Origin of the sequence: Microbacterium sp. LMI1x-1-1.1 (assembly GCF_040676205.1) — a bacterium.
In the GTDB taxonomy this organism is placed as follows: Bacteria; Actinomycetota; Actinomycetes; order Actinomycetales; family Microbacteriaceae; genus Microbacterium; species Microbacterium aquilitoris.
Genome location: NZ_JBEGHM010000002.1, coordinates 1226788 through 1239567, shown reverse-complemented (window position 1 = coordinate 1239567; position 12780 = coordinate 1226788). Strand labels below are relative to the sequence as shown.

Annotated in this window: 10 protein-coding genes and 1 tRNA gene; 6 read left to right on the top strand and 5 right to left on the bottom strand. The window is 70.5% G+C overall.

Translation table 11 applies throughout. The features are described from left to right. The first annotated feature begins 127 nt into the window (after positions 1 to 127). Both MRBLMI1x_RS13775 and MRBLMI1x_RS13770 read left to right on the top strand, forming a co-directional pair. Entirely contained in the window at positions 128 to 1024 is an 897-nt protein-coding gene (locus MRBLMI1x_RS13775; protein WP_363459359.1) for an NUDIX hydrolase, read from the top strand. After that, positions 1021 to 1425: a DUF2809 domain-containing protein gene (locus MRBLMI1x_RS13770; RefSeq protein WP_336123423.1), complete on the top strand. Its 405-nt coding sequence runs from the start codon at positions 1021 to 1023 to the stop codon at positions 1423 to 1425. The genes MRBLMI1x_RS13775 and MRBLMI1x_RS13770 overlap by 4 nt, the downstream gene beginning before the upstream one ends. Here the strand turns inward: MRBLMI1x_RS13770 and MRBLMI1x_RS13765 are convergent. From MRBLMI1x_RS13765 to MRBLMI1x_RS13755, 3 genes are read right to left on the bottom strand one after another with little or no spacing between them, the layout of a single operon-like run. After that, positions 1411 to 1767 (bottom strand): RNA-binding S4 domain-containing protein, encoded by a 357-nt coding sequence (locus tag MRBLMI1x_RS13765; RefSeq protein WP_018186413.1) that lies wholly within the window; start codon positions 1765 to 1767, stop codon positions 1411 to 1413. The two genes, MRBLMI1x_RS13770 and MRBLMI1x_RS13765, sit on opposite strands and share 15 nt — an antisense overlap. 40 nt (positions 1768 to 1807) lie before the next feature. Further along, on the bottom strand, positions 1808 to 2311 hold the full coding sequence (locus MRBLMI1x_RS13760) for an O-acetyl-ADP-ribose deacetylase (protein ID WP_363459356.1): 504 nt from the start codon (positions 2309 to 2311) through the stop codon (positions 1808 to 1810). Continuing rightward, complete coding sequence (locus tag MRBLMI1x_RS13755; RefSeq protein WP_363459354.1) at positions 2308 to 2886, bottom strand: GNAT family N-acetyltransferase; 579 nt, start codon at positions 2884 to 2886, stop codon at positions 2308 to 2310. Before MRBLMI1x_RS13755 ends, MRBLMI1x_RS13760 begins: the two co-directional genes overlap by 4 nt. A 104-nt stretch (positions 2887 to 2990) precedes the next feature. On the opposite strand from MRBLMI1x_RS13755, the gene MRBLMI1x_RS13750 reads away from it, so the two are divergent. The 3 genes from MRBLMI1x_RS13750 to MRBLMI1x_RS13740 all read left to right on the top strand — a co-directional run bounded on the left by MRBLMI1x_RS13750 (position 2991) and on the right by MRBLMI1x_RS13740 (position 9967). Further along, positions 2991 to 3064 (top strand) — tRNA-Pro (locus tag MRBLMI1x_RS13750). A 138-nt stretch (positions 3065 to 3202) separates the two neighbouring features. After that, a complete protein-coding gene (locus MRBLMI1x_RS13745) occupies positions 3203 to 4426 on the top strand; it encodes a sensor histidine kinase (RefSeq protein ID WP_336123427.1) in 1224 nt (407 codons plus the stop codon). A gap of 303 nt (positions 4427 to 4729) precedes the next feature. Further along, positions 4730 to 9967: a GDSL-type esterase/lipase family protein gene (locus MRBLMI1x_RS13740; RefSeq protein WP_363459352.1), complete on the top strand. Its 5238-nt coding sequence runs from the start codon at positions 4730 to 4732 to the stop codon at positions 9965 to 9967. 83 nt (positions 9968 to 10050) lie between these two features. Here the strand turns inward: MRBLMI1x_RS13740 and MRBLMI1x_RS13735 are convergent, their stop codons facing one another. Next, positions 10051 to 11073: an NADPH:quinone reductase gene (locus tag MRBLMI1x_RS13735; protein ID WP_363459425.1), complete on the bottom strand. Its 1023-nt coding sequence runs from the start codon at positions 11071 to 11073 to the stop codon at positions 10051 to 10053. A gap of 118 nt (positions 11074 to 11191) precedes the next feature. Between MRBLMI1x_RS13735 and MRBLMI1x_RS13730 the strand changes: the two genes are divergently transcribed. Next, on the top strand, positions 11192 to 11605 hold the full coding sequence (locus MRBLMI1x_RS13730) for a hypothetical protein (protein WP_116229290.1): 414 nt from the start codon (positions 11192 to 11194) through the stop codon (positions 11603 to 11605). 6 nt (positions 11606 to 11611) lie between these two features. Here MRBLMI1x_RS13730 and MRBLMI1x_RS13725 read toward each other — a convergent pair whose 3' ends face one another. After that, positions 11612 to 12772 carry a hypothetical protein gene (locus MRBLMI1x_RS13725; protein ID WP_363459350.1) on the bottom strand — a complete coding sequence of 387 codons (1161 nt, stop codon included), beginning with the start codon at positions 12770 to 12772 and terminating at the stop codon, positions 11612 to 11614. Between the last annotated feature and the right edge of the window lie 8 nt (positions 12773 to 12780).

Below are 12780 nucleotides of genomic sequence, written 5' to 3'. Positions count from 1 at the left end.
GGAGGCATCCGGGTCATCCGGTCCTCGCGAACCGTCATCTCCTTCGTTGTCTGCTGCACGCTGGGGATCTGTTCCGGGACATGACGGATGCCGCGCCTCGCCGCCGAGCGCGTGAGAGGCTGATCGCATGAGGATCGAGGAACCGTCGAGCGGGCCGCCGCGCCCCTCCGGTCCTCGCGATCCGGGCGATGCCTGGGTGGTGACCGATGCCGGCGATCGGTACTGGGGCCGATTCGGTGCCGCCGGCTTGCTGGCGCACGACCCCGCGCGCGGGGTCCTGCTGCAGCACCGCGTCTCGTGGAGTCACCACGGCGGCACGTGGGGGATCCCGGGAGGTGCGCGGCACGAAGGCGAGAGCGCAACGGATGCCGCGATCCGCGAATCGCAGGAGGAAGCGGGCGTCCCCGCCGCAGCTCTCCGACCGCGGTTCACGAGCGTGCTCGATCTCGAGGTCTGGACGTACACGACCCTCGTCGCCGATGTCGTCGACCCGTTCGAGCCGGTGATCGCCGACCCCGAGAGCTACGCCCTCGAGTGGGTACCGCTCGACGAGGTCGATGCGCTGCGCCTGCACCCCGGCTTCGCGGACTCCTGGGAGCCGTTGCGCGCGCTGCTCACCGTCCGCCCCACCGTGCTCGTCGATGCCGCGAACGTCGTCGGATCCGTTCCCGACGGGTGGTGGCGCGACCGCGCCGGTGCCGCATCGAGATTGCTCGAGCGGCTTCAGGGTCTGTCGCGCCTGGGCGTGGCGGCCTCCGAGCTGTCGCTCCCCGGCGACACGTGGTACCCCCACGTCGTCGCTGTACTCGAGGGCGAGGCGCGCGCCGCCGCGGACCCGTCCGACTCCGTCGAGGTGGTGCGAGCGGATGCCGCGGGTGACGACACGCTCGTCGCCGAGGCGCATCGGCGCGTCGGCGACGGAGAGCGAGTCTTGCTCGTGACCAGCGACCGTGAGCTCGGCGAGCGGGCGGTCGCGGTGGGCGCGGAGGTCCGTGGGGCGTCGTGGCTGCGTGACCGGGTGTGAAGCGACGGGTTCTCGGCATCGCCGTCGCTCTGGCGGCGGTGATCTGCGGACTCGCCGTGCATCTCGGAGCGGCGGACACTGCGGCATCCGACATCGCCGGTGATGCGCTCTACGTCGTCGCGGTCTGGGGTGGGCTGGTCGCGTTGTTGCCTCGGCTGTCGTCCTGGCTGATCGGCGCGATCGTCATCGCGTGGTCGGTAGGCGTTGAGCTGTTCCAGCTCACGGGGCTGCCCGTTGCGTGGGCGAGGGAGTGGCCGCCGATCGTCCTGGTGTTCGGGACCGTCTTCGACGGCCGCGACCTGCTGGTCTATGCGGTGACGGGTCTCGTGCTCGCCGTGACGGATGCCGCGGTCCGCCGCGCGGTCGGGTGGCGCCGTGCGGGGGTGTCAGCGGCCGCGTAGCCGTTCGATGTCGCGGCGTTCGCGCTTGGTGGGCCGCCCGGCGCCGCGGTCGCGGACGGCGACCAGTGCGACGGGTTCGCGCTCGGGCGTCCGATCCTCGGCGGCGACGGCGGCCAGGGGGGCGCCGACACGCTTGGTGAGCGTCTGGCGCACGACGAGGATGCGGTCGAATCCGGCGATCCGCACCCGCAGCTCGTCTCCCGGCTTGACCTGCTGGGCGGCTTTCGCCTTGTCGCCGTTGACCCGGACGTGCCCTGCGCGGCACGCGGTGGTCGCAGCCGATCGGGTCTTGTAGACGCGGACGGCCCACAGCCAGGAGTCGACACGCACGGCATCCGCCATGTGATCCTCCTCCCGTCCGGTGGATCCATCGTAAGACGGCTCAGGATGCCGCGAGTCGCCGTTCGACGCGGGTGAACATGGCGTCGTCGAAAGCGACGATGCGCGCCTCGGTCACGGTCGAGGGGGTCTCGGCGAGCGTCGTGACGGCGGCGTCGACCGCGTCGTCGAGCGGCCAGCCGTAGATGCCGGCACTGATCAGGGGGAAGGCGACGGTCGTGGCGCCGAGCTCGTCGGCGACCTCGAGCGCGCGTCGGTAGCACGAGGTGAGAAGGCTGCGGTCGCGTTCGCCCGCCGTGTGGTTCGGTCCGACGACGTGGATGACCCAGCGCGCGGCGAGGTTCCCCGCGGTCGTCCATCCGGCATCCCCGGTCGCGAGGCCGTGCGGGAACCGGGCGATGCAGTCGGCGAGGATCTCGGGTCCGCCGGCCCGGTGGATGGCCCCGTCGACGCCCCCGCCGCCGCGCATGGCGCGGTTGGCGGCGTTGACGACCGCGTCGACATTCTGACGGGTGATGTCGCCGCGGACGACGGTGACGCGGCTCATGACAGATCTTTCGCGACGATCGGGCGGGCCGCGCCGGGGCGCGCTGTCTCGGTGAAGCCGGCGGCGAGGAAGCTCGAGAGGGTGCCGTGGTAGAGGTCGTTCGTCGAGAACCGCTTCACGTCGGTGTCGAGCGGGTACCCCTCGACGATGCGTGCGCCGTTCGCGCGCGCGTGGTCGACGGCGGCATCCAAGAGGCGGCTCGCGATGCCCTGGGATCGGTGCTCTTTACGGACGACGAAGCAGGTGATCGCCCAGACTGTCGGGTCGTCCATCGGCTCCGGTGACGTCTGGATGTTGCGGGTACGCGCGAGGCGGGGTTGATCGGGGCGGGGGGAGACCTTGACCCAGCCGGCGGCCTTGCCGTCGACGTACGCGATCAGCGCTGACGGCACCGGAGCCGAGAGGTCCTGACGCAGTCGCTCACGCCGTTCGCCGACGCTGGTCGCCTCGAAGTCCTTCGGCGCGAGCATCCACCACTGGCACCAGCAGTCGGCGCCGTCGCCGCCCCCGGTCAGCGCGCGTTCCACGTCAGTGAAGCGATCGGCGCGGGCCGGTTCGATCGAGATCTGGCTCATGCGGGCAGGTTAGTGGCGGCATCGGACACGCGGAACCCCGTGGCGGTTCGCGGGCGGCCTCCGGACCGGTTAGGATAGTGGAGTTGTCCGCGAGGGCAACGGACCGGGATGTGGCGCAGCTTGGTAGCGCACTTGACTGGGGGTCAAGGGGTCGCAGGTTCAAATCCTGTCATCCCGACGGTTGGAGAAAGGCCGGAATCCACGCGGATTCCGGCCTTCTGCTTTCTCGCCGCTGCCCGTCGGCACGCAGTACCCTGGGGGAGGCTTCTTCTCGGAGCCCCAGACATCCGCTTCTTCGAGTTGCATTGAGGTCGACATGGGCGGGAAGCCAGCTGAACCGGTCGCTGCCCCCGATGTCCTCGCACGCACGGTGGATGCGCTCTCGACGGCGACCGGGTTGCTGGAGGTGACCTCCATCGTCGCCCATGCCGTGCGTGAACTGACGGGTGCCGACGGCGCGACCTTCGTCCTGCGCGAGGACGATCAGTGCTTCTACGTCGATGAGGACGCCATCGGACGTTTGTGGAAGGGCAGCCGATTCCCGTTGACGGCCTGCGTGAGCGGGTGGTCGATGTTGCACCGCGAAACGGTCATCATCCCCGACATCTACGACGACGAGCGCGTGCCGATCGACGCTTACCGGCCGACGTTCGTGGCGAGCATGTGCATGGCACCGGTGCGCTCGTCCGATCCGATCGGCGCGATCGGGGCGTACTGGGCCGAGCGGCACGTGCCCGACCCCGAGCACGTGCGCCAGCTCGAAGTGCTCGCGAACACCGCGGCGGTCACCCTGGAAAATCTCGAGCTCCGCGGCGCGATCAGCCGGCGCAGTGCGGAGCGCGATCAGATGGCCGCACGGGCGGACGAACTCGACGCGACCATGCACTCGCTCGTACACGACCTGCGCGGACCCCTGGGGGCGATGATGGGCTTCGCCGAACTCATCGCGGACGATGCGACCGATCAGACCAGCGCCACCTACGCGCACGCGGTGGTCCGAGCGGGTGAGCGGATGTCGGCGCAGATCGAGCGGATGCTGTCGATCTACCGCATCACCGCCGCCCCGCCGGCGCCTGAGCGGCTCGACCTCAGCGAGATCGCGCGGGGGATCGCGGACGAACTCCTCGCGCAGAACCGCGGTCGCGACCTCGACATCCGGGTCGACGAAGCCATCGTCGTGAGCGCGGATCCCGCGCTCGTCCACCTCGCGCTGGAGAACCTCCTCGGCAACGCCGTGAAGTACACCGGAAAGAAGCCGTCGGCGCACATCGTCCTCCGGCAGGTGGACGCAGGTCCCGAACGGGTCGTGTTGGAGTTGACGGACGACGGCGACGGCTTCGACCCGTCCGACGCGTCCCGGATCTTCGAACCGCTCACCCGACTGCACTCCGCGGAGGAGTTCCCGGGCACGGGGCTCGGGCTCGCCTCCGTCGCCCGCATCGTCGAACTCCACGGCGGCGGCATCTACGCGGATGGGCGGAAGGGGGAGGGCGCGACCTTCACTTTCTCGTTGCCTGCCGCCGGCCCTGCCGTCGCCTGATCGCCCCAGCTTCTCACCGGCCGGCCGCGTCACGGGCGATACAGGCCAGCCCACCGGCGAGGACGAGCCGCCACACCTCATCGCATTGACACGATTCATTCTTCCGGATGGATGCCTTGCGCGAGCTCCGTCAGCCGTGCCAGGATCGGTCGCATTGAGCCGGAATGCGCTTTCCAATGATGGTGGTGCGTGGGCTCACGACATGACGTAAGCCCCCATGTCTCGAGGTTGTCGGATCGTCCAGCGCCCCTCCGGTGCGGGTCATCCGGCTCGCCTTCTCGTCGACGCCGTCCAGGAGGACCTATGCCCATCCGCCGTCCCCGCTCCGCGCTCGCCATCGCGTCCGCGGCCGCGCTCACTGCGTCGCTCATCGCTGCGGCACCTGCCGTCGCTGCCGACGCCCCCGCACCGCTTCCCGACGGCGACGTCATCGCGTTCGACTTCGGGCCCGGCGCGGTCGCATCCGGCTCGCTCGCCGTGACGTCAGCAACGGCGTTCGATGCCGAGTGGGGGTACGGCTTCTCCACGGCGCCAACCTCGGCGGCCCCGGATGTCGACCGCGGGGGCGACGACGCCGTGCGGTCCGACTTCGTCGCAGCGCAGGGCGGTACCTTCGAGGTCGATCTCGCGCCGGGTGACTACTCGGTCTCGCTCGTCGCCGGCGACGCGGAGGGCGCGACCGACATCGCGATCACAGCCGAGTCGATAGCCAAGGTGCAGCCCACGGCGAAGGCGACGGGCGAGTACCTCGAGATGGCGTTCCCCATCGCTCTCGTCGACGGGCGCCTGACGCTGCAGATCGCGGGCGGCGCGGCATCCCTCAATGCACTCACCATCACGCGGCTGCCCGAGCGCACCGCGGGCGCCGTCCCCACGACGTACCTGACGGGCGACTCGACCGTCCAGACCTACGACGCTACCGCGTACGCGCCGCAGGCGGGGTGGGGCGAGATGTTGAGCCGCTTCCTCACGGACGACGTCGCGGTGAAGAACCACGCGATCGGCGGGCGCTCGTCCAAGAACTTCCTCACACAGGGCCGCCTCGACGAGGTGCTGCGCGCGATCCGCCCCGGCGACTACCTGTTCGCGCAGTTCGGTCACAACGATGCGACACAGGGAGTAGACGACCGGTACGCCTCGCCCGCCGACTACAAGGAGTACCTCCGCACCTACGTCGAGGGCGCCCGCCAGCGCGGCGCGACGCCCGTACTCGTCACGCCCGTCTCGCGCCGGAACTTCGACCCCGAGACGGGGCTCTTCCGCGTGAGCTTCCCCGAGTACGTCGAGAAGATGACCGAGCTCGCCGACGAGGAGGACGTGCCGCTGGTCGACCTCTCGGCATCCAGCCGCGCCTACCTCGACGAGATCGGTCCCGAAGCGGCGAAGGCCGTCTTCCTGCACGTCGACCCGGGTGTGTTCCCCAACCGGCCCGCCGGGACGGTCGACGACACGCACTTCCAGGAGTACGGCGCCATCCAGATGGCACGTCTGGTCGCGCAGGGCGTCAGCGCCCTCGACATCCCGCTTGCCGACGAGGTCACCGACACGGAGCCCCCGGCCGAGGTCCCCGAAGCCCCGCAGAGGCTCGTGGCCGGAGCCGTCAGCAACGCCGGGGCCACCCTGAAGTGGGACGCCGTGCCCACCGCGGACATCTACAAGGTGTTCCGTCAGACGGCCGGTGAGGACGCCTGGACCCTGGTGGGTACCGTGACTCAGCCGACGACAATCGTGCAGGGCTTGAACGAGGGCGCGACGGTCCGCTATCGCGTCGTCGCCGTCAACGGTCGCGGCGAATCCGAGCCGTCGGCGCCGGTGGAGTTCACCACCAAGCAGGCCGCGTACCGGTTCGACTTCCAGCTCGCCGGCAACCCCCTCGCCGCCGGGTACACCGAGGTCACGCCCAACCTCGCGTACACGAAGGACCGCGGGTACGGCTTCACGAACACCCTCCCCGCCAACGCGGGCCGAGACCGTGGAGCCGCCGAGGGATCGAACGACCTGCTCCGCGACTTCGTCCTGCCGGGCGACAGCTCGACCTTCGCCCTAGACGTGCCGAACGGCACCTACTCGGTCAAGACGTTCTCGGGCGACTGGATCGGATCGACCCGCACGAGCTTCCGCATCGAAGGGAAGGAAGCGGGCACGGGCAACGCCGGCCGCGGCTCGGTCGCGGCGGTCCTCCGCGGGCCCTTCCTCGTGACCGACGGCCAGCTGAACATCGAGGCCTACGGCGCCGCTGCCGGGACGCGTCTGAACGGACTCGAGATCACGCCGATCCTCCTCGGCCCCACGGGCCTGACGGTGACGGGTGTCGAAGCCGATCCGGCCGATCCCGAGATCGACCTGGCGTGGGATGCCGAATCCGGTCTCACCTGGAATGTGTACCGCTCGTCCGCCTTCGACACCGTCCCGACGCTCGTGGGAAGCAGCACCGAGCCGGCGTACACCGACCGCACGGCGCGCGTGGGACTCGACTACAGCTATCACGTGACCGCCGTGGACCGGACGGGCCTCGAGTCCGTGCCGTCGGCGAAGGTCGAGACGAGTCTGACCGACCCGGACGTCGCTGCCCCCGGCTCGCCGACGGATGTCGACGCCGTCCGCATCGACCCGCGCGAGGTGGAGCTCGCCTGGACCGCGGCGGAGGACAGCGTCTTCTTCCTCGTTTTCCGCTCGGAGGTCGAGGGGGAGCGCGGCGCGCTCGTGGGAACGAGCGACGTGCCGCGTTTCGTCGACGACGACGTGCTGACCACCGTGCCGTACTTCTACACGGTCGTTCCGGTCGGTGTGGGCGGTGCCGGTGCGGCATCCGACCCGTACGAGACGGCGGCGCCGACGGTGTTGCAGCGTCAGGCGGAGTACCTGGACCGTGGCGTCGCCGCGGTCCGGACCGATGGCGGCGTGCTCGTGTCGTGGCGACTGCTGGGCACGGACCCTGCCGACGCGGGTTTCCACGTGTACCGTGACGGCCGGCGCATCACGACGACGCCGATCACCGCCTCGACCAACCTGCTCGACACCGACGGGACGGATGCCTCGGAGTACTTCGTCACCCGGTTGAGCGGCTCGGGCGACGAGACCGTCGAGACGACCGAGTCCGAGCCGGTAGGAGTGCAGACCGCTGCATACCGCGCGCTTCCCCTGCAGAAGCCGGCGGACGCGTACACGAAGGACGGGCAGCCCTACTCGTACTCGGCCAACGACACCACCGTCGGCGACGTCGACGGGGACGGGCAGTACGAGCTCATCGTGAAGTGGTACCCGTCGAACGCGAAGGACAACTCGCAGGGCGGCTACACCGGCAACGTCTACGTCGACGCCTACCGGCTGGACGGCGAACGTCTCTGGCGCATCGACCTGGGCGTGAACGTCCGAGCGGGTGCCCACTACACCGACCTCATGGTCTACGACTTCGACGGCAACGGCCGTGCCGAGCTGATCACACGGACCGCGGACGGCACGGTCGACGGGGCCGGACGGGTGATCGGCGACGCGAGCGCAGACCACCGCAACAGCTCGGGGTACGTCCTGCAGGGCCCGGAGTTCCTGACGGTCTTCGACGGGCTGACGGGCGCGGCGGTCGACACGATCGACTACATCCCGCAGCGCGGCGACGTCGGATCGTGGGGCGACACGTACGGCAACCGGGTCGACCGGTTCCTCGCATCCGTCGCGTACCTCGACGGTGAGCACCCGAGCGCGATCTTCAGCCGCGGGTACTACACGCGTGCCGTCGTCGCGGCCGTCGACTTCGACGGCGGGGAGCTGACGACGCGCTGGGTCGCCGATTCGAACGAGGACGGTGCGGAGGCCCTCTACGGGCAGGGCAACCACTCCATGTCGGTCGCCGATGTGGACGGTGACGCGAAGGACGAGATCATCTTCGGCTCGGCCGCGATCGACGACGACGGGGAGCTGCTGTACTCGACCGGACTCGGCCACGGCGACGCCCTCCATGTCGGTGACTTCGACCCGTCGCGCCCCGGACTCGAAGCCTTCGCGGCTCACGAGAACATGGCGGCGTCCGGCAACCGCGGGGCGACGTTCCGCGACGCGAAGACCGGCGAGGTGCTCTGGAGCATCCCCGCCACCGTCGACACCGGACGTGCCGCCGTCGGAGACATCGACCCGCGGCATCCCGGCGCAGAGGGCTGGGCCGTCGGCGGTGACGCCGCGTGGAACTCTCGGACCGGCAGGCTCGTCGCCGCAGACGGTGAGGTCATCGGTGACACGATCCCGGCCGCGAACTTCCTCGCCTGGTTCGACGGCGATCCGTTGCGCGAGATCGTCGATCACGACTGGGATGCGGCGACCTCTCAAGGCACGCCGGTCGTCGCGAAGTGGGATTGGGGGGCGGGGGAGCAGAAGACGATCCTGTCGGATGCCGGAGCCCGGTCGAACAACGGCACGAAAGGCACGCCCAACCTCCAGGCCGACCTGTTCGGCGACTGGCGCGAGGAGATCGTGTGGCGCTCGGCGGACTCGTCGGAGCTGCGCATCTACTCGACCGGCGACGAGACCGACATCCGCATCCCGACGCTCATGCACGACATGCAGTACCGGGTCGCGGTCGCCTGGCAGAACACCGGCTACAACCAGCCGCCCCACCCGAGCTTCTTCATCGGCGACGGGATGGAGCCGGCTCCGATGCCGCGCATCGCGGTGACGGGTGGTCCCTCGGGCGGCGACGACGAGTCCGCTCCGGTGATCTCGGGTCTGCCGAAGGACGGTGCGCTCCTGGCCGACAGCGACGAGCTCGCGCTTGCGGTGACGGCGGCGGACACCGAGTCCGGCGTGCGGAACCTCGACGTCGCCCTGGACGGGGAGCCGGTCGCGGCCGACGCCGTCATCGACCTCACCGGCAAGGCGGGCGAGCACCTGCTGACCGTGCGGGCCGTCAACCACGACGGTCTCATCGCGACGGCGGAGCCCCGGTTCACGGTCTTCGCCGACGAGGGCGCGACGGCGGCGCCCGGTCGGGGGGCTCTCAGCAGCGACAGCGGCTGGGGCACTGGCCTCCGCGACGGATCGTTCACGGTCACCATGAACCTGTGGTGGGGCGTCAACGGCTCCGTGTTCCGGCTGTACGAGAACGGCGAGCTCCTCGACACCCGCCTTCTGACTCCCCAATCGCCGGGGGCGCAGCAGGTCGCCGTGCCCATCGCCGGCCGCTCGAACGGCACGTATGTCTACACGGGCGAGCTGGTCAATGCGGCGGGAGCAACGAAGACGACGTCGATCACCGTCACGGTGACGGATGCCGCTCCCGGTATGCCCGTGCTCTCGCACGACAACCACGACCGCGACGGTGCTTACACGGTCACCTCGAACCTCTGGTGGGGGACCAACGCGACCTCGTACGCGCTGTACGAGAACGGCAAGATCATCGACGAGCAGAGCCTCGAAGCGGCGTCGCCGAACGCGCAGCGCACCCGCACGGCGGTGACGGGTCGTGGCCCGGGTACATATGAGTACGTCGTGGAGTACCGCAACGGGGCGGGCGCGACCCGCTCGACTCCGCTGACGGTCGTCGTCCGCTGAGACGGATGCCGCGGGTCGCCCTCACGCGGGGTGCGACCTGCGGCATCCCTCCGCCACTGTCGGGCGATCGCGTCTGTGGGGACTCAGAGTTCCGCGACGCGGATGAGCACCTTGCCGACCGTTGCGGCCTCGACCGCGTCGTGAGCGGCGGCGGTCTCCTCGAGCGGGAACCAGGTCAGCGGGAGCCCGGCGTCTTCGCCCACCGGCAGCGCTCCGTCTTCGAGTGCGCGCGTGATGTCGGCGACGGCGGCATCGAGGGCAGGTTCTCCGACGGTGTAGAGCAGGACGCCCTGCACCCGGATGTTCTTCGCGAAGGTCGGACGGATCGGCATGCTGAAGGTGTCGCCGTTGTCGTCCGCGTAGAACGCGACGACCGCGTGCCCGGCGGCGACCTCCGCGTCTACCGCCGCGTTCGTGGCGAGAGACACCTCGACGATCTGATCGACGCCGTCGGGCGCGACCTCGCGGATGTTCTCGACGAGGTCACCCTGCGTGTAGTCGATGATGTGGTGCGCGCCGGCCGCCCGCGCGAGTGCCGCCTTCGCGTCGGAGCTGACGGTGGTGATGACCGTCGCGCCCGCCCAGCGGGCCAGCTGGATCGCGGCGTGACCGACGGCGCCGGCGCCTCCCGCGACGAGCACGGTGCGTCCGGTGAGCGCTCCGGGGGCCAGGCGAGCCGGCCCGTCCTCGTGGACCGTGAGGGCGCGGTGCGCCGTCACGGCGGGAACGCCGAGGCTCGCAGCGGTCGCGAAGTCGATGCCCTCGGGGAGTCGGATGGCGCGGGATGCCGGCACCACCGTGTACTCCTGCGCGGTGCCCGTGGGGCGCTGGTGCTGCGCGAGGTGCACCCACACGCGGTCGCCGACGGCGAGTCCCTCCACATCGTCGCCGAGCGCGTCGACGATTCCGCTGCCGTCCTGGTTCGGGACGGTCTCGGCGAACGTCGCCCGCGCCGTGCCGCCGGCGCGGCACTTCCAGTCGGTCGGGTTCACGCCCGACACGGCGATGCGCACGCGCACCTCGCCGGCGCCGGGGTCGGCGATTTCTCGCTCGACGACGGACAGGACGTCGGAGGCGCCCGGGGTGCGGTAGACGATGGCCTTCATGTGGAGCATGAACCGACCGTAGCGCGCGGGCATTCCGAGACCGGGGGATTGCCAGGCGCGCTGTGAGAGGCTCGACGCAGCGGCATGAGTTTCATGCCGCGTGCAGGAAGGGGGCCTCGTGCCCACCTGGCTCGAACATCTCTGTCACGCTCTCATCGGCCGGACGCGATCGCACGACGATCTCCCGGACCTCCGTGACCTCCCGACGTCGCGTGTGGACGTCGAACGGACCTACTACCTCGTCGACGACCCCGAACGCCGCACCCGGGACGATCGGCTGTACGTGCTGCGGATGGGGCGCGGGCGCACCCGTCGCGCTGCGGACATCTCCGTCCACTCGAACGGACGCGTCGTCGGCTACCTGCCGGCGGCAGCCTCGGCCGCGCTCGCCGCCCCCTTGGCGGGTCTGGGCGGCGCGGCGATCGTCAACGGGGCCGGTCCCCGTCCCGGGACCACTCGTCTGCGCGTCGATCTCCCCAGCGCGGACGCGATGCGGTCGCTCCGCGCGACGACGGAGCTCGCCGCGGCCTGACGGGCGTCACTGGGCGACGACGTCGCCCGATCCGTCGGCGTTCACCCGGAACGAGACGCTCTTGTATTCGGTCCGGAGCGAGATGAACATCTCGGGGTTCTCGACGGACGCTCCGAAGGTCTCGCTGTCGATGTCGCTGTCGGTGCCCCGCGAGACGACGGCGCTCGCGTCGCCGACGGGGAGGCCCGACTCCGCCGACGCCTTCTCCATCAGCGCCCACACGGTCGAGAGGGCGATGTCCTTCCAGGAGAACTGCTCGGCCGCGAGGTCGGGCTGTGACGGCGCCGGGCCCTCGTGATCGACGACACCGCCCCGGTACATCCACACATCGGTCTCGGTCCTGCCCGGGGTGAGGGGTGCCTCGACCCGGATGAAATCAGACGTGATGAGGACGGTGCTGACCCGGTCGTGCCCGATCTCGTCCTCGAGGGCCCGCACCGCGACGGCCAGTTCGTCGGGCCGCCGCAGGTCCACGCCGATGCGCCCCTCCTGCGCCGCCTGCGCGGTCATCACGACGGCGCGGCCGTATGGAGCGACGACGGCGGCCGCCACGGCGAGCGCGATGACGACGAAGAGGATGCCGCGGAGCACCCTCCCGCGCGGACCGATGCCGAGGAGCGGGCCGCGCCGCGCGCCGTTCACCACGCGCTGCGCCTTCGGCCAGGAGATCATCGGGACCGACCCCGGCGGTGGGACGACGAGCCCGTCGATCTCCTGCGGCGAGACCTGGCCGTCGACGAAGCCGAACTCGGGGCCGCCCTCGATCAGGATCGCGACCGGCCGGGTCGCGTCGGGCCTGAGGGCTCCGAGCTCGATCAGCGGGACGACACTGCGGAGGGTGGTGGCGTACGCGGCGCCCCGGCGCGGCTGCACCGTGACGTCGATCTCGCACACGGGCTGGTCGTTGATCTGCGTTCCCGTCTGACGGACGGCGTCGATGCGTGCCACGCCCAGGCGATCCTCGGCCCGCGCGCGGGTCAGATCCTCCTGAGAGACCGATGTCGAGGCGAGTCCCGACGCACCCAGCCGGAGGAAGACGACGCTGAGGATGCCGATGGGCAGCGCGACCGCGAGGACCCAGATGCCGGCTCCGGGAGGACCGACCACCGCGGCGACGGCACCGCCGACGAGAGCGCCCACAGCTGCGGAGAAGATCAGGCGAAGCACGATCCGGG

Coding starts and splice junctions, on each gene's coding strand:
- MRBLMI1x_RS13775 (WP_363459359.1), top strand. CDS start 128: ATGAGGATCGAGGAACCGTCGAGCGGGCCGCCGCGCCCCTCCGGTCCT.
- MRBLMI1x_RS13765 (WP_018186413.1), bottom strand. CDS start 1,767: ATGGCGGATGCCGTGCGTGTCGACTCCTGGCTGTGGGCCGTCCGCGTC.
- MRBLMI1x_RS13760 (WP_363459356.1), bottom strand. CDS start 2,311: ATGAGCCGCGTCACCGTCGTCCGCGGCGACATCACCCGTCAGAATGTC.
- MRBLMI1x_RS13755 (WP_363459354.1), bottom strand. CDS start 2,886: ATGAGCCAGATCTCGATCGAACCGGCCCGCGCCGATCGCTTCACTGAC.
- MRBLMI1x_RS13745 (WP_336123427.1), top strand. CDS start 3,203: ATGGGCGGGAAGCCAGCTGAACCGGTCGCTGCCCCCGATGTCCTCGCA.
- MRBLMI1x_RS13740 (WP_363459352.1), top strand. CDS start 4,730: ATGCCCATCCGCCGTCCCCGCTCCGCGCTCGCCATCGCGTCCGCGGCC.
- MRBLMI1x_RS13735 (WP_363459425.1), bottom strand. CDS start 11,073: ATGAAGGCCATCGTCTACCGCACCCCGGGCGCCTCCGACGTCCTGTCC.